This window comes from Butyrivibrio sp. XPD2002, from assembly GCF_000423945.1.
GTDB lineage: Bacteria > Bacillota > Clostridia > Lachnospirales > Lachnospiraceae > Butyrivibrio.
The window spans coordinates 542121-559326 of sequence record NZ_AUIY01000001.1 but is presented as its reverse complement, the minus strand read 5'-3'; the positions used below and the strand labels follow the sequence as shown (position 1 = coordinate 559326).

Annotated in this window: 15 protein-coding genes; 12 read left to right on the top strand and 3 right to left on the bottom strand. The window is 42.5% G+C overall.

Annotated elements, in window-relative coordinates:
• Positions 1-1497, top strand: coding sequence for a sugar ABC transporter ATP-binding protein (locus tag G587_RS0102400; RefSeq protein WP_026490944.1), 1497 nt, complete (start codon positions 1-3; stop codon positions 1495-1497).
• 8 nt (positions 1498-1505) lie between these two features.
• Entirely contained in the window at positions 1506-2459 is a 954-nt protein-coding gene (locus G587_RS0102395) for an ABC transporter permease (RefSeq protein WP_026490943.1), read from the top strand.
• A gap of 38 nt (positions 2460-2497) precedes the next feature.
• Here G587_RS0102395 and G587_RS25770 read toward each other — a convergent pair whose 3' ends face one another.
• Positions 2498-2668 carry a DUF6472 family protein gene (locus tag G587_RS25770; protein ID WP_196812495.1) on the bottom strand — a complete coding sequence of 57 codons (171 nt, stop codon included), beginning with the start codon at positions 2666-2668 and terminating at the stop codon, positions 2498-2500.
• A gap of 29 nt (positions 2669-2697) precedes the next feature.
• Positions 2698-4809 (bottom strand): Crp/Fnr family transcriptional regulator, encoded by a 2112-nt coding sequence (locus G587_RS21060; protein ID WP_026490942.1) that lies wholly within the window; start codon positions 4807-4809, stop codon positions 2698-2700.
• 305 nt (positions 4810-5114) lie between these two features.
• On the opposite strand from G587_RS21060, the gene G587_RS24045 reads away from it, so the two are divergent.
• Together G587_RS24045 and G587_RS0102375 are read left to right on the top strand one after the other, a co-directional pair.
• Positions 5115-7031 carry a putative bifunctional diguanylate cyclase/phosphodiesterase gene (locus G587_RS24045; protein ID WP_051200561.1) on the top strand — a complete coding sequence of 639 codons (1917 nt, stop codon included), beginning with the start codon at positions 5115-5117 and terminating at the stop codon, positions 7029-7031.
• A 116-nt stretch (positions 7032-7147) separates the two neighbouring features.
• A complete protein-coding gene (locus tag G587_RS0102375; protein WP_026490941.1) occupies positions 7148-8512 on the top strand; it encodes a hypothetical protein in 1365 nt (454 codons plus the stop codon).
• Here G587_RS0102375 and G587_RS0102370 read toward each other — a convergent pair.
• Complete coding sequence (locus tag G587_RS0102370; RefSeq protein ID WP_026490940.1) at positions 8481-9806, bottom strand: tRNA(Met) cytidine acetate ligase; 1326 nt, start codon at positions 9804-9806, stop codon at positions 8481-8483. The two genes, G587_RS0102375 and G587_RS0102370, sit on opposite strands and share 32 nt — an antisense overlap.
• Before the next feature lie 29 nt (positions 9807-9835).
• On the opposite strand from G587_RS0102370, the gene G587_RS0102365 reads away from it, so the two are divergent.
• From G587_RS0102365 to acpP, 8 genes are all read left to right on the top strand, one after another.
• Positions 9836-11029, top strand: coding sequence for an acetate kinase (locus tag G587_RS0102365; protein WP_026490939.1), 1194 nt, complete (start codon positions 9836-9838; stop codon positions 11027-11029).
• 121 nt (positions 11030-11150) lie between these two features.
• Entirely contained in the window at positions 11151-12854 is a 1704-nt protein-coding gene (locus tag G587_RS0102360; RefSeq protein ID WP_026490938.1) for an efflux RND transporter periplasmic adaptor subunit, read from the top strand.
• Positions 12851-13546 (top strand): ABC transporter ATP-binding protein, encoded by a 696-nt coding sequence (locus G587_RS0102355; RefSeq protein WP_026490937.1) that lies wholly within the window; start codon positions 12851-12853, stop codon positions 13544-13546. Before G587_RS0102360 ends, G587_RS0102355 begins: the two co-directional genes overlap by 4 nt.
• Positions 13539-14738: an ABC transporter permease gene (locus tag G587_RS0102350; RefSeq protein ID WP_026490936.1), complete on the top strand. Its 1200-nt coding sequence runs from the start codon at positions 13539-13541 to the stop codon at positions 14736-14738. Before G587_RS0102355 ends, G587_RS0102350 begins: the two co-directional genes overlap by 8 nt.
• 38 nt (positions 14739-14776) lie before the next feature.
• The gene (locus G587_RS24040) at positions 14777-15388 is read left to right on the top strand and encodes a hypothetical protein (RefSeq protein WP_051200559.1); all 612 of its coding nucleotides are present in this window, start codon (positions 14777-14779) and stop codon (positions 15386-15388) included.
• Positions 15389-15538: 150 nt separating this feature from the next.
• A complete protein-coding gene (gene rpmF / locus G587_RS0102340) occupies positions 15539-15721 on the top strand; it encodes a 50S ribosomal protein L32 (RefSeq protein ID WP_026490935.1) in 183 nt (60 codons plus the stop codon).
• 128 nt (positions 15722-15849) lie between these two features.
• Complete coding sequence (plsX, locus tag G587_RS0102335) at positions 15850-16860, top strand: phosphate acyltransferase PlsX (protein ID WP_026490934.1); 1011 nt, start codon at positions 15850-15852, stop codon at positions 16858-16860.
• 107 nt (positions 16861-16967) lie between these two features.
• Positions 16968-17204 carry an acyl carrier protein gene (gene acpP / locus G587_RS0102330; RefSeq protein ID WP_026490933.1) on the top strand — a complete coding sequence of 79 codons (237 nt, stop codon included), beginning with the start codon at positions 16968-16970 and terminating at the stop codon, positions 17202-17204.
• Positions 17205-17206: the final 2 nt, after the last annotated feature.

Sequence of the window (17206 nt, the reverse complement as noted above, 5' to 3'; positions counted from 1 at the left end):
ATGAGCGAAGTTTTACTTCATGCCGAGGAAATCGACAAAAATTTTGGTGTTACTCATGCTATCGACCATGTCACTCTCGACTTCTACAAGGGAGAAGTGCATGCGCTGATAGGCGAAAACGGATCAGGAAAGTCTACCTTCACATCCTGTCTTACGGGAATTTATCACAAGGATTCCGGAACCTTTACCTTGAATGGAACAGAGGTAAATGCAAAGAATCAGGTGGATGGAAACTACCAGGGCGTTGCCATAATAGTTCAGGAGATAGGAACCCTGTCCGGTCTTACCGTTGCTGAGAATATCTTTCTTGGAAAAGAAAAGGAATTTACAAGCCTCTGTGTTAAAAATACTAACGCAATGAACAGGAAGGCTCAGGAGCTTTTAAACTCCTACGGCTTTAATTACATCAAAGCTACGGACGTCATCGATAAATATAACTTCGAGGACAGAAAGCTCATAGAGATTGTTAAGGCAACTCACTTTAAGCCTCAGATCCTCGTGGTTGATGAGACGACTACAGCCCTTGGAGAAAAGGGACGTAAAGAGCTTTTCAAGGTTATGAAGCAGACCAGGGATGACGGAAGATGTGTTATTTTCATATCTCATGACCTTGACGAAGTAATTGAGCAGTCTGACAACATAAGCGTACTTAGAGACGGTGTCCTCATCGATACAGTAAAAAGCAGCGAGGTTGACACTGACGATCTTAAAAAGCTCATGGTAGGCCGTGAGATGAGTAATAACTATTATCGAACAGACTACGGCACTAAGATATCAGATGAGGTTGTTCTAAGGGGCGAGCACCTGACTGTTCCCGGAGAGATAGATGACTTTAACATCGAGCTCCACAAGGGAGAGATCATTGGAATAGGAGGCCTGTCCGAGTGTGGAATGCATGAGGTTGGAAAAGCACTATTCGGTGCTTCCTATGACAGAGAGGGCAATGTCTATCTTGCAAACGGAACAGAGATAAATGACATAAAAACTGCCATAGATAACAGCATCGCCTACGCCTCCAAGGACAGAGATAACGAGTCACTTGTAATTAACGACACGATTCAGGACAACATCTGTCTGCCGTCTCTTGAGGAGCTTAAAAGGAACCATATCCTTCACGCCAGGGACGAGAAGGCCTTTGCTGAAAAATATGCAAAGCAGATGAGTACAAAGATGGAAGGTGTTCATCAGTTTATGTCAGCTCTTTCAGGAGGTAATAAGCAGAAGGTTGTTCTGGCAAGATGGATAGGAAAGAATTCCGACATTATCATCCTCGATTCACCTACCCGAGGCATTGACGTCAAGGTAAAGGCTACGATTTACCAGATGATGAGTCACATGAGAAAAGACGGAAAGTCAATCATCATGATTTCTGAAGAGATTTCAGAGCTTCTGGGAATGGCTGACCGAATCATCATTATGAAGGACGGAAAGCAGAACGGAGAGTTTATGAGATCAGAAGATCTTAAGGATACAGATCTCATTGCCAAGATGGTTTAGGAGGATTTATGGAAAACGGTAAAAAGGTAGCAGTTCCCTTCACGGAGCGTGCTTTTATAAGAAATGTAATGCCCTTTGCAGGCTTTATATTTATAGTTGTTTTGTTTGCGGTTCTTACAGGGGGCCAGCTGTTTACAGCGGGGAATCTCAAACTTTTATTATCACAGTCCTATGTGCTTCTGATAGCATGTGTGGGAGTATTCATGGTAATGACCATGGGTGGTCTTGATTTCTCACAAGGGTCAATGCTCGGTGTGTGCTCGGTTGTTGTTTGCTTTTTATCTAACGTTAACATCATCCTTGCGATCATATGCGGAGTTCTGACAGGAGGAATCATCGGTCTTGTAAACGGATTTTTCAATGTAAAGCGCAAGATCACATCCTTTATCGTTACAATCTGTAACATGTATCTTTTAAGAGGTATTGTTGCTTACGCCACAACGAAGACACCGGTGTATGGTGTGTCAAATATCACATCCTACAACACAATGCCCTTTAATCTGACCTTTACACTGATAATACTGGTGGTAGCCTTCGCGGTATTCCAGTACACAGGTCTTGGTAACAGACTTAAGGCAATCGGTGCAGGAGAAACAGCTGCGAGATTCGCAGGTGTAAGAGTAGAGAGAACCAAGATGCTCGTATATGCTGCAGCAGGTATGATCACAGGACTCGCAGCCTTCATAAACAGTATCAAGGTTGGCTCCGTTACATCAACAGCTGGTAATCAGCTTGAGACACAGATCATGATCGCTCTGGTTCTTGGCGGAATGCCGGTAAACGGTGGTGCAAAGGTTAAGTTCTACAACATCATCCTTGGCGCACTGACCTACAAAATCCTGACTGCCGGTCTTGTAATGCTTGGTATTGAGCCCAAGACCCAGCAGCTCATAATGGGTATCGTATTCCTTATCATGGTTGCAGTATTCGCTGATCGGGAAACCGGAATGATCGTAAAATAAAAGAAACGTACCTGCTCGAAAAGGGCAGGTACGCTTTTTTACATCTGGTGTTTAACAACCTCATATTCGTTGTTATTGCGGAAGTATGGGCATTCGCTTTTGGAATTACCCATCAGTCTTGCGTAGTCGTCTTCATCCATATCGACTCCGCAGTAGTAGGCCTCATCATCCTCGTCGTACTCGTAGTAAGTACATTCGTCACAGCGCATTTGCATAAATAAAAATCCTTCCTAAAACATTATTTTTTCAGATATTCATACTGATCCTTAAGAACTTGTGGCACCTCGAAGCCGTCATTCTGAATCCTTCTTATCATGTTGGAGATCGGCCTTATCAGTCCGTTAATATGAGCCGTGTATTTCTTAATGAGCTCTCCGTACTGAGGATTATCTGCGAACTTCTCGCGGAGCTCAGCAGAGAAAGGACAGTAGGTGAAAATGATCTCTCTTGAAATCTTATTTAGTCTTGGTGACTGGTTTGCCTCAAATTTTATATAGCACATATATTCTGAGACGAACAGATTCTTGTAGTTGTTGTTGAACTTCTTAAGGTCAGTTCTTAGCTTCTCCTTCATCTCTGTAGAAAGAGAGTGGTTCTTTTTATAGAACTGGAGATAATCGCAGTACATGGAGGTAAGGGAAGGATCCGTAACATCGTTCCAATGAACTCCCTGTATGGTCTTGCACATCTCCCAGCGGAATTCGCCGCATAGACGTATCATAACATCTTCAAAGGTTTCTGTGTTAAAAATCGAAATAATAAATCTTGCAGGAGTACTTCTCTTTTTACCCTCGATTTCCTGCCAGAGAGAAGCGCGGCTTCCCATATTGGGCATAAGTATCATATACGGAGTTACGTCTTCATCGATAAATGCCTGGGTTACGCCGATTTCCGGATCTGAAAAGATACTCTGTCTGCAGAACAGTGAAAAATCGATGGATCTGATATATTTATAAAAGTCGTTGATCTTCTCGGTATTTACGTAGGCAACGTCAAGAGGCCTTATGACATTTTCCTGATCAAATACAGGCACAAACATGGACGGGCGTCCAAAGCTCATTCTGTTACCGAGAGCGAGAAGGTTCTTTATCTCGAACTTTAACCGCTCAAGGGGATCTGTTTTCATCATCTCCATCTGATCTTCGGTTATGTCGCCGCTGGTTTTAAGGGTGCGAAGAGCAGTGAAATAGTCCTCATCAAATTCGTTTCTTGAGGGCTCAAGCTCCATGGAATAAACCTTTTTTAGCCATTCATACACAGTAACAACGCGACCTTCGGGATCAGGCTTATAGGTTTTCATAAGAGCATAGAGCTGTCTTGTGTTCTCAAGTCCGGCGAGTTCTTCATCCACAAAGCCGAACATCAAGAACATCATGACCTCTGAAGGAATGGAAGAGTCGCTAAGACTGCGCAGGAAAGCTGAGGTGTAAATGGTGTAGTAGTCCTTTGCAACACTTCTTCTTAAAGCTCTACTCTCGTCAGAGGTATCATACCTGTTCTTGGTATTTTTGAATTCCATGATGATGCTGCGGAAGTTCTCGGTAGAAGTCTCGTCAGCATCTGCATACTGAAGGATGGTGTTGAGTGCATCCTTGATGTCAATATGGGTAGCCTCGCCCTCTGCGCCGTTTCGCTTCATGTCATCGGATTTAGCTCTGATAAGCTGCATAGCTGAGCGGAATTTATTAGTCTGTCTCTGGAACTCGCGCTTATACTCAGCAAGCTGTTCTCTGCATGCTGCGGTAAAAGATATTGCTTCTAGGGCATACATGATAAAGCCGTTTGAAATATCGGCGGAGCGGGCATAGCAGGTCTTTTTCATGATCTCTTCGTTGTCATTTAATGTGCGGTAGAATTTTTCCTGCCAGTCGGAGAGAGCCTGAGTCCTTACAGGTGGCTCAATGTCTTCAAGTTCAGGGAAATCTTCAACATCCATTCCCACAGAAACAGCCATCATGGGATAATCAGCCAGATCTATATCAAGCTGATTGTATTCTGCCAGGATTTTTTCGAAATCTTCATTATACTTATCAAGACTCAGAACCGCTATTTTTACTGTCTGTGCAGCAAGAATAGGCGATATTTTTGGATTGGAAGCTATGATCTTGAATATGTCATCGATAGAAGTGAAGGGATATGAAAATACAGAGGTTTCCTCCAGTGCTGTGTAGGTATAGACATATTCTGCCCCGGGATGCTCGGGAGCTCCCAGTATGCCACCTACACCGACAACGATGGACTCACCTTCCATGATGACGGAGACAGATCCTTTTACGACAATTTCAAGGGTTTCGACCTTGTCGCCGCTTTTATGGAGTACCTGATTTGTATTAAGTGTTATAAGCCCCATAATGCTCCTTTACACCTAAAAAAGTGCATAATAACCCATCAAAACTAAAGTTACCATTAAAAATATTATAGACGATTTTTTGATAGCTATTTATTAAAGTTTGGTAAATATATTTCAAACTGCCGCGAAAAATCCTATTATCAATCAAAAAATCCCTTGATAAATTAAATTATAGATAATATATTATAGTTATAGGTGGAGGAGAGATGATGAACCGTTACGGGGCCATCATCTTTTTTGCTTTTTATCAGGAAAAATGCTTCATTTATTTTTCCATAAAGCGATAAGTTGCTTGAGGAATATATATGCAGTTTTCATATCAGTTTGATGTTGCCGGAATAATGGTAATATTTACCAGCTTAATATGCGCATGGATCCGTCCTAAGCTTATGAAAAATTTTGGCTTTAGTTTAAAGCTTTTAATTTGCTGCGCAATTGCCTACAACATCCTTGATTCTCTCACTATAATTCTACTTAATATAGGTAATCCCCAGACTTTTTATGTGACGTATATTGCCCTTATTGCGTACTTTGTCGTGCTTTACATGATTCCCTACAGCGCAACCAGATACTTTTATGAGCTTTGCGGTGAGAGCAGCAATACCTGGAAAATGAACATCGGACTTGGCATTATGATGTTCCTTGCGACCTTTGGCAATATTTTCTTTGACATGTTCTTTAAGCTGGACAGGGTAACGCTGGAATACAGTCGCGGTATTGGCGTTCCTGTCACATTTATCTACTATATTATCTGTGCGAGCATGGTCGGCGTTTGTGCCTTCAGGCATAAAAGGTATCTTGGCCGCGTCAGAAGAAGACTTCTTTTCACGGTTTTCTTTATCACGATCTTTAACCTTATTTATCAGGGATTTTTACCGGAGCAGTCTCTAACGGGACTTATCATAGCTTTGGCTGTAGCGATGACGATTGTTGTGTTCTGCTTTGTCGATGTCACAGTTGATGAGCTCACGGGACTTAATAACAAAATAGGTTTTATCCGTTCCTGCGATGAGCTTATGCATAAGCAGGATATGGTTGGCTATGCCATGGTGAAGATCCAGGTATATCACATGCAGGAGCTCAATGAGAGAACCGGTATGGAAAATGGAGACAGGATTCTTTTGCTTTTGGCTGAGAGCGTTAAGAGCTGTGTCGATACTGCAGAGAAAAAATCCGTGTGCGGAAGAATTGGTGGTGATACCTTTGCAATTCTGACCCATGAGGAGATAACCGTTAACACCATCAGTGATATGGATCTGTCGGATGCCATAATTAATCCTATGACAGGTCTTGATTATGCGGTTTCCTTCTATGCTGGTGTTTACAGGCTCGAAGAGGGTGATAAAGACATTGATAAAATGCTTGATCATGCAGGCTATGCTTTGAAGTGGGTTTCCGGTAACTTTAAGACCAATGTTGCCTTTTATGATGCTGACATAAGACGTGAGGACGAGCATAGAAAATCGGTTGAGCAGCGCGTAAGAGGAGCAATCCAGGATAAAGAGTTCAAGGTATATCTGCAGCCCGTATGTGATACCATGTCCCGCAGAAGAGTTAGCGCAGAGGCGCTTGTACGCTGGATAGATGGTAAAAATCAGATGATAAATCCCGGGGACTTTATTCCGATTCTTGAAAAGAACGGCTTTATTACTGAGCTTGACCTTTATGTTCTGGAGGAGGTCTGCAGGATACTCAGGGAGTGGATGAATCAGGGAATGGATGTGGTTCCCGTGTCAGTTAACTTCTCAAGAGTTGATGTTGATCACCACGGCATAGTTGAAGAGATTGTAAGGATTGTTGACAAATATGATATCGATCACAGCCTTATTAAGATCGAGCTTACAGAGAGTGCATTTAACGACAACATGGAAAACATCATAAATATGCTAAATAAGCTCCGTGAAAATGGCTTTATTATCATGATGGATGACTTTGGAAGCGGCTATTCCAATCTCAATATGTTCAAGGATATGCCTGTTGATATAGTTAAGATTGATATGTATTTCTTAAGGAACATCGAGAATAGCGAAAAGGGCATGATCGTCCTTGAATCCGTAGTTCAAATGGCTAAGCGCCTTGGCCTTAAGATCGTGGTAGAGGGCGTTGAAACTCAGGAGCAGTACGATTACATCAGAAAGCTTCACTGCGAGATGATCCAGGGCTTCTATTTTGCAAAGCCCATGCCGTCTGAAATCTTTCCGGATCAGGTCACCGCAGGGTGAAAACTTCATATACTGATACTCAGGGTCGCGGCTTTGCGGCCCTTTTTGTGGTCTCGATTAATGAAGCTATATCTGCTATAATCGTAGCGTTTGTATTAGTAAGTTGGAGTTTTATTATGTTTGATTATTTAGTAAAAAAGGCCGAGAGGGTAAGCTATGCCGAAAGGAATAGGATAAGCAGGATTATTTTAAAGACTGTTGTAGGCGTGGAAACCTTTGCAGCCATTAGTTCGTCGATTATTTCAGTGCTGCTCAGCATGGTTACCAATAGCGATGAGGTAGGTATTATATCCTTCTGTTTCTTTGTTCCCATGATTTCTGTATGGACGTTTATTGCCATGGATACCGATCATATGGGAATGGAGGAGAATGAAAAGGAACTTCCCGTTGAAGATGTATTACCCAGGAAAACAAATGATTATGACTTAATAGTAAGTGCAGACGGCAAGATGCCGCATTTTGGCAGGATGTACAGACAAAGTCAGATTTCCGATATCATAGCGAGTCAGACCTTTCATCCATTTGTTGATGAAAATGGTAAGAAGATAAAATCTATTAAGGTAAGCGAGGATGATAAGTGGGTTTGCATTCTTGGTGGCTACTATCCGATTGACCTTATCTGTGGATATAACAAAGAAATGAATATGCTCTATGCTATTGACGGAACGATGATAAGCCTTCCGCTTAGAGGTAAGCTTCCTTCAGTAAAGGCAGATATAGAAGCATTTTTTGAGAGCAGAGGCGAGTACTTTAAGAAAATGCCCATAAAGGCAAGGAACAAATTTGAAACAGCTCTTGATCGTCCAAAGGAAGAGCTTTCCAAGGCGGACTGGGGCTCAGTTCGTTATCAGTGGGAGAAGCTTAATGCCGGAAACAGAACGGAGGTCATTGATGGAAAAGAGAGGCCATTGATCTTTGAACCTGTTACCAAAAGTGGACATATAGATGATGATATTTTTGAAAGAGTCTTAACTGATGCTGAGATAGCAAAGGCGGTGAAGGCTGTAAGAAAAAATAAGGTAATACTTCAGACCTATACAACTATGGAAAACTACCAGAATGAATATGCTGTCTGCAACGGAATACGCATTCTGAAAAGCCTCGACAGAGAGCTGAGACTGCCCGGAATGGATTTCCTCTTTCAGTGCTTAAATGATGTTGATGAAGCATATTTCCCCATGGCAGTTGATCTCTTAAAGGCATATCCTAAGACAATGGTCAGGGAAAAGATTGAAGAGAACGCCAGAATTGCCTATCAGGATTATGATGTTCAGGAGCTTGGAGGTCTGTTGTTCCTTGCAAAAACCATCGGATATGAGATTGAGTATGTTAAGGAGATAAAGAAAAATCAGATGAAGGCTGAAACAGCAGGCACAAGTGCACTTAATGCTGTTCCGAGCTTTGATATTGATGAAGATGCCCTTTACGGAAGTGAGAATGTTCAGGCGTTTAGTCCTTATGCATATCAGAAACCAGAATAATGGGCGCCTTTGAATATTCGTTAATCGGCGAGCATCCTCTTACGAGGTCATAAATATTTGATGCCGAAACGGTATCGCTAAGAAGCATATAGGCCTTTTCGTCAAGAGCCTTATATGCATCAGAGAGAGTAGATATAACAGGAATGCGAGAGCATTCCTGTATTTTTTTTAGTAAGGGTGAAGCGTTTTTGTTAAAGCCAAGTATTCGTGCATAGGAAGTAAAGGCGCTTCTGTCTGCGCTGTAGACATCAAGCTTATCTGAAGCCATACCAAGGAGAATGTGTAGAAGTGCTCTGTTTATCCTTGTGTAGGTAAGGTTCTTGGACTTAAGCTTCATTACAAAATCTGAAAAAGTGGTAAAGCCATTGATGGCTCCGGCTATTTTATCAGAGAGATCGGAATTTACATCAAGATATCTGGTATAGCCAGCATTTTTCTCTAAGATGAGCTTGTAGTGAAGAAGCTCTGAAAAATCATCCAGTGTGGTGAGCTTTAATTCTCCCTCAGAATGTAGAGCTTTAATATATGCACATACTTCCTCCGGCATGTTAGAGAGGGCTCTTAAGGAGTCCTCTCTTGAAAGAAGATCCTGATTATTAACGCCCGCGTCTGTATCAGGAGCGTTACCTTCAAGAGCAGCTCTTATAGCCTTCGCGGAAGAAAACCCGGCACTGTCGGAAGAGAGTGTTTCGGCATCATAAGAAGCGCCTACACGCTTAATGGCGTAAGGTGTGACAGTGCTCTTTTGAAGAATCAGGGCCTTCACATATTCTGTTGCAAGAATGTCATTGGGGTTTGAAATAAGTGAAGTGATTACTGTATCACTTTCGCTTTCTTTAGATAAATATTTATTTAGAGCAGCGGCCCTTGCGGCAGCGTAGTTCATGCCGCTTCTAAGGTTATCCTTAAGAAGACCGGGGAAGCCTTCAGGCTCATCAGCAAGCACCCCGGCCACTTTTTTTATGGCGGAAATATCCCCTGATTCTGAGCCAAATCCAAGGCAGTTTGTCACTCCGATATTATTTAATATAGAAATGGCACCTCCGGCGAAAAATTCTGCGCTGGATGTGCTATAATAAATAGGCAATTCTAATACAAGGTCGGCTCCTCCCAGAAGGGCCATTTTTGTTCTTGTATATTTATCGAGGATTGCGGGAGCTCCTCGCTGAGTATAATCCCCACTCATTACGATGACAGCATAATCAGACCCGGTCTCTTTTTTCAGAGTACGGATCAGATATTCATGTCCTTTGTGGAATGGATTAAATTCGGCAATAATTCCTACAGTCTTCATAAAAAATATATTATCATGGAGGTTTCATAATGAAAATACTGGTTATCAATTGCGGAAGCTCATCACTTAAATTCCAGCTTATTGATTCAGAAACAGAGAATGTATTGGGGAAAGGTATTTGTGAGAGAATCGGCATCGACGGCAGAATAGTGTTCACTCCCGGTGATGGCGATAAGATTACAAATGACACAGCTATTCCGGATCACAACCGTGCAATCGAGCTTGTTATCGAGGCTCTTACAAACAAGGACACAGGCGTTATCGCTTCTCTTGATGAGATCGGAGCTGTAGGTCACAGAATCGTACACGGCGGTGAGAAGTTCACTAAGTCAGTTGTCATCGACGAGGAAGTTATCAAGGCTATCGAGGAGGTTTCAGATCTTGCACCTCTTCACAATCCTGCTAACCTGATCGGTATCAGAGCATGCCAGAAGTCAATGCCCGGAGTACCTATGGTTGCAGTATTCGACACAGCATTCCATCAGACAATGCCTGAGGAGGCTTACCTTTACGGTATTCCTTACTCTTTATATGAAAAGTACAAGATCCGCAGATACGGCTTCCACGGAACAAGCCATTCTTATGTAAGTAAGAGAGCAGCTGAGATGCTTGGTAAGGATTACAGCGAGCTTAAGACAATCGTATGCCACCTTGGTAACGGTGCATCCGTATCAGCAGTTAAGAACGGGAAATGCGTAGATACATCAATGGGTCTTACTCCTCTTGAAGGTCTTATCATGGGTACCAGAAGTGGTGACATTGACCCTTCAGTAGTTGAGTTCATTATGAAAAAAGAGGGCTGTGATGTTGCTGAGGCAGAGAATATTCTCAACAAAAAGTCCGGCGTGTACGGCCTTTCAGGAGATGTATCTTCAGACTTCAGAGATCTTGAGGACGGTTACTTCAAGGGCGACAAGGGCTGCATCCGTGCGATCAACACCTTCTGCTACAGAGTTGCAAAGTACATTGGTTCCTACGCAGCTGCCATGGATGGTGTAGACTGCATCTGCTTTACAGCAGGTGTAGGTGAGAACGGACCTCTTGTAAGAAGCATTATATGTGAGAGACTTGGTTTCCTTGGCGTTAAGCTTGATAAGGAGGCTAACGAGGTTCATGGTAAGGAGAAGGAGGTATCAACTCCTGATTCAAAGATTAAAGTTCTCGTAGTTCCTACAAACGAAGAGCTTGCAATCGCAAGAGACACTAACGAGCTTTGCAAATAATATAAAATGATCAAGATACGCTCCCTAAGGACTTGTCCAAAGGGAGCGTTTTATATTGTACACACTCTATTTCTCGGATATAATAGAAATGCAATGCTTTTGTGGGGAGGTTTAGTTAGCAATGTTGAAAAAAGTTTTGGATATCAGAAAAAAGAAATGGTTTAAGCCCGTTGTGATAGTCGCTGCTATTGCGCTTGTTGCCGGGCTTTTTCTTATGCCCAAGAGCGGAGATAACGGGATGTTCATTGAGGATACAGCCCAGCTCCGCGATATAAAGACCTATCACAGCTTTACGGGAACCATAGCACCGGTTGATGAGATGAATGTTTATCCCGATGTTGCTGGACCCAAGGTAAAGGAAATCCTTGTGGAAGAGGGAGATGAGGTCAAAAAGGGCGATGTGATAATGAAGCTTGATCCCAGCTCTATTGAGGAGTCTGTGAAGGAACTTGAAGCTACCATGACATCAACCGAGGAATCAGCTTCCCTGTCTCTTAAGGAGGCTCAGAAGAGCTACAGCGATTATAAATACAATCTTGATAACGACCTCAATTCAACAATACTCAGTGCTGAGCAGGCTATAGATAACTCATACGCGCAGCTCGTTTCAGCTCAGGAGAATTATAACAATGAGGTTGAACTGAATAATCAGGGCTTATCAGGAACCATGCTTAATGCTATTGCAAGTCTTGATAATTCCTACAATAACGTAAGAAATAACCAGCTTTCCCTTGAGCAGGCGGAGGGCAATGTTTCCGATGCTGATGGTAAGCTTTCCGATGCAAAGAAGGACTACGAGGATGCAAAGGATGACGTATCCGATGCAAAGGATAAATATAAATCAGATAAAAGTGCAGCTAATAAGACTGCCTTAGAGAGCGCAAGATCAGCAAGAGATGCTGCCAAGAAGGCGGTTGAATCAGCGCAGGATGTTGTTGATTCAGCTAATAATCAAAAGGATCAGGCATCGCTTTTACTTGAAAATGCATGGACCAGCTATAACGATACTCTTGCAAGCTATGAGGCTGCAAAGATAAACGAGCAGAACAGTCTTACCAATTTTTTTGATCAGCTTCTGCAGGCACAGCAGAGCTATCTTAACGCTGTTGATAACTACAACGCTGCAGTTACAAGCTCACGTCAGCAGCTTGAAGCCTATGCCCTTAAGATAGAGCAGGCAAAGCTTCAGGGTGATGACAGCGTAAATGAGGTCAGACTTGAGAATTATCAGAGACAGTTAAATGACTGTGAGGTTAAGGCGGCAACAAGCGGAATAATTACAGATGTCCCTGTTAAGGTGGGCGATGCAACAACATTATCAACAAAGCTTGCGGTCATTACCAATTTTGACAAGATGAAGGTCGATATCAAGATCAATGAGTATGACACCCTGGGAGTAACAGAGGGTAAAGAGGTCGAGATCGATGTTAATGCGCTTGATAAGAAATATACCGGCGCCCTTAACCATATATCCAAGACAGCAACAATAGAAAATGGCGTTTCCTACTTTGAGGCAGAGGTTGATTTTGATGCTGATGATGATATTAAAAGCGGAATGAGCGTGGAAATCCGCCTTGCTGTTAATGATCTTAAGCAGGTGCTCGCAGTGCCCAGTGCAGCCGTAAGTGATAATGAGGATGGTTCTTCCTATGTTCTTGTAAAGGGAGACGGGAAAAATCCTGTAAAGAAGACTGTTACCACAGGTGCAACAGATGGAACCTATGTGCAAATAGTAGAAGGATTATCAGAGGGTGAAGTAATTCTTGAGAATCAGAATGCTATGTATGGAGCCTATGGCATGGGCCGGATGGGTGGAAGACGATGAGTGATAATGAGATTCTCAGAATGAAAGGAATCATAAAGGACTATGTTCTTGGAAGTGGTACCTCGAGAGTTCTTAAGGGGATTGACCTTACCGTTGACAGAGGTGAGTTCCTTGCTATTCTTGGCCCTTCAGGTTCCGGTAAGTCTACGCTTATGAACATAATAGGCTGTCTTGATGTTCCTACAGAGGGTGAATATTATCTCAGTGGCAAAAAGATTGCAGATCAGGATGAAGCATCCCTTGCCCAGATCAGGAATAAGGAGGTTGGATTCATTTTTCAGCAGTTTCAGCTTCTGCAGAGACAGACTGCCTTTGAAAATGTCGAGCTCCCTCTTATCTATGCCAATATGCCTGAAAAGCAGCGAAGGGAGAGAGTAAGAGAGATGCTTGAAAAGGTTCAGCTGGGGGATAAAATGGAGTATTTTCCCAATCAGCTATCCGGAGGACAGCAGCAGAGAGTTGCCATAGCAAGAGCACTTGCGGCTAACCCGACTATACTTCTTGCAGATGAGCCCACGGGAGCCCTGGATCAAAAGACCGGTGCCCAGATCATTGAGCTTTTCCATCAGCTAAATGAAGAGGGCAGAACCATAATAATGATAACCCATGACAGACATATAGCAGAGCATGCATCAAGAATTGTAAGGATTCTTGATGGAGAGCTGAGTGAAGGAGATCTGACAGATGCTTAATTTATCAGTAGTTAAGCAAAGCTTTAGGATGTCTTTGCAGAATATAAAAGCAAACAAGCTAAGATCATTTCTGACTATGCTTGGTATAGTGATAGGTGTTGCCTCTGTAATCGGACTTGTCACTATGGTAAAGGGAGCAACCGACTCGGTTATCGGGAAGCTTTCAGATCTTGGTGCGGGAACCCTTAATGTAAATGCAGTTGGAACCGCTCTAAAACAGGGACTTTCTGAGAGTGACCTCGACAGACTGAGGGGCACGGAGGGCGTTTCGGGAATAGCTCCCACAGCTTCAATGAACGGCGCAGCAAGCCTTGGAAATGAGGTTTATGATAAGGTCTCAATTTCCGGATATGATGTAGTTTACTTTGAACATAATGACATTCTCGACAGAGGACGCATATTTAATAATGACGATATGAACGGTGACGTCAAGGTGTGCATTGTTGATGCTGATTTTGCCAAAAATGTTTTCAAGACGCCGGATGTACTTGGCAGACAGTTTAAGCTAAATGGCTATGAGTACATAGTTGTAGGTGTAAGAAAAGACGATGAGAGTCTTTTCAGTGCCATGTATGACACCAGCGACAGGGATGGTACTGTAATAGTTCCTTATAAGAATGTTCTTAGAATGAGCGGAAAGCAGAACGTATCCAGCGTAGAGGTTTACATTGCTGAAGGCTATGAAAGTACTACTGCCGAGGATAATCTGAGATCTGTTCTTGATGGCATATACAATGATGCAGATAACAGCTATTCCATTATTAATATGGAGAGCCTCATGGATACCATGAGTACCGTTACGGATATGATGACTGCCATGCTGGCGGGAATCGCATCTATAGCCCTTGTGGTAGGTGGAATTGGTATCATGAACATGATGCTGGTATCAGTCTCTGAGAGAACGAAGGAGATTGGGTTAAGAAAGGCTCTTGGAGCTGAGCCTGTGAGAATACAGATGCAGTTTCTTATTGAATCGATTGTTCTGTCCATGATAGGAGGAATAATTGGAATAGGCCTGGGCCTGCTTATTGCATTTGTTGGAGCTATACTAATGAAAATTGATTTTCGAATTTCGTACAGTGCAATAGCTCTTGGAACGGGATTCTCAGCGGCAGTCGGCATTATCTTTGGATGGATGCCTGCCAAGAGAGCAAGCCAGCTCAATCCTATTGATGCACTTAGAAGTGAATGATGATATTGTTAATACATAGAAAGTGGAGGAGATAAGGTATGAAATCAATGAAAATCTTAAAAAAGCTGGGGATATCGGTTCTTGGAATCGCTATGTCATTTGGTATTGCAAGCACAGCCTTTTCTATAAGCGCCAGTGCCGCAGATCTTAAAAAGTGCTACACAGGAGAGGAACTCCTTGCACCTGCAATGACTAAAAATACCGATGCAAACGGTGTTTACAGACAGCTCAGACTTGCTCTTAAATATGAGCAGATAAATGAAGGTGCTGTTAATCATTTCTATTTTGATAAGACAATGAATGTCCCTGCTGAGGCGATGAAAATGTTGTATAAGGACGGCCTTATTTCTTCCTATACATATAAATGTGTGACAGGAGAGGCCCTTACCGCAGCGGATCTTGCAGGAGTATTTGATGCTACATATTATTATAATAACAATGCGGACCTTCAGGCTGCCATCGGTAATGATGCTAATGCACTTCTTACTCATTTTGTGAAGTATGGTATGAAGGAAGGTCGTCAGGGTAACGCTACATTTAATCCTGCAAGCTACAGAACCAAGAACACTGACGTGTCTGCAGCCTACGGTGACAACCTTTCCCAGTATTACAGACATTACCTTCTCTTTGGTCGTTACGAAGGAAGATAGTTTCCGCAGACAGGACTTGAATATAGAATTAATAAAATCTTTGTTGACAATAAAGGCAAGTGTGCATATAATATTTTAAGTGTGTTAACAAATGCAATGAATGATCACTTTCGTGGTTATTGATATAACGCTGTAAGGAGGTGTTACCGAATGTCTATCTGCCCGAAGAATAAATCTTCAAAGGGTCACAGAGACCAGAGAAGAGCAAACTGGAAAATGACTGCTCCCACACTGGTTAAGTGCAGCCACTGTGGCGCGCTTATGCAGCCTCACAAGGTTTGCAAGAAATGTGGCTACTACAACAAGAAGAGCGTTGTAGCTAACGAAGATTGATAATCAATTAGATCTTTTTCAAACCCGAGACTTTTTAAAGTCTCGGGTTTGTTGCTTTTTATGCTGTTTTCTAGTAAACTTTTCAGTGGATGTTTTAACAGAAAACTAATACTTTTTGGGGAGTAATGATGGCAGAATTAGTAAGAGTTGCGGTAGACGCAATGGGAGGAGATAATGCCCCTTTTGAAATAGTAAAGGGCGCAGTTGATGCACTTAACGAATCCGATAAACTCAAGATTTTTCTTGTTGGTAAGGAACAGATAGTTAAGGACGAGCTTTCAAAATATTCTTATGATAAAGATAGAATGGAAGTTGTTAATGCAGAGGAAGTAATCGAGATGGCTGAGCCTCCGGTTATGGCTATCAGAACTAAGAAGGATTCTTCTATAGTTAAGGCCATGTTCCTTGTAAAGCACGGAGAGTGCGATGCTTATGTTTCCGCAGGTAGCACAGGAGCTACTCTTGTAGGCGGACAGGTTATAGTCGGAAGAATAAAGGGAGTGGAGAGATCACCTCTTGCACCACTTATTCCTACTGAAAACGGCGTATCACTTTTGATTGACTGTGGGGCTAATGTTGATGCAAGACCTTCACACCTGGTTCAGTTTGCCAAGATGGGAACAATCTACATGCAGAATGTATGTGGAATCGCCAATCCCAGAGTCGGCATCGTGAATATTGGTGCTGAGGAGGAGAAGGGTAACGCTCTTGTTAAAGAGACCTTCCCGCTTCTTAAGAATTGTCCCGATATCAACTTCATCGGTTCTGTAGAGGCCAGGGATATTCCCAGCGGAGCAGCTGATGTAATTGTCTGCGAGGCATTTACCGGTAACGTTGTTCTTAAGATGTATGAAGGCGTTGCCAAGACACTTCTTAAGGTTGTTAAGAAGGGACTTATGAGTGACCTTAGATCCAAGATCGGCGGACTTTTGATCAAGCCCGCACTTAAGTCAGTTCTTAAGGACTATGATATGGATCGCTACGGCGGAGCACCCATGCTTGGTCTTGAGGGACTTGTTGTTAAGACCCACGGAAGTGCTAACGCGATCGAGGTTAAGAACAGTATTTTACAGTGCGTAACCTTCAAAGAGCAGAATATTGCTGAGAAGATCAGAGAATCCATCACAGCAGATTCATAATCGGCAATTATTTAAAGAAAGTACTTGTAAAGATACTGCAAATCGTATTATAGTTTTAGAACACAGATTTACATCTGTGAATTCGTTATAGAAGGAATGGAGAAGTTATGGAATTCGAAAAGCTTAAGGAAGTTATTGCCAATGTACTTAATGTTGATGTGAACGAGATCACAATGGATTCAACATTCACTGACGATCTTGGTGCTGATTCACTTGATGTTTTCCAGATCATCATGGGAATCGAGGATGAGTTTGATGTAAAAATCGACGCTGAGCTTGCTGAGAAGATTTCAACAGTTGGTGAGGCAGTAGAGCTTCTGAAGAAAGCCAGAAATGAAGGCTGATC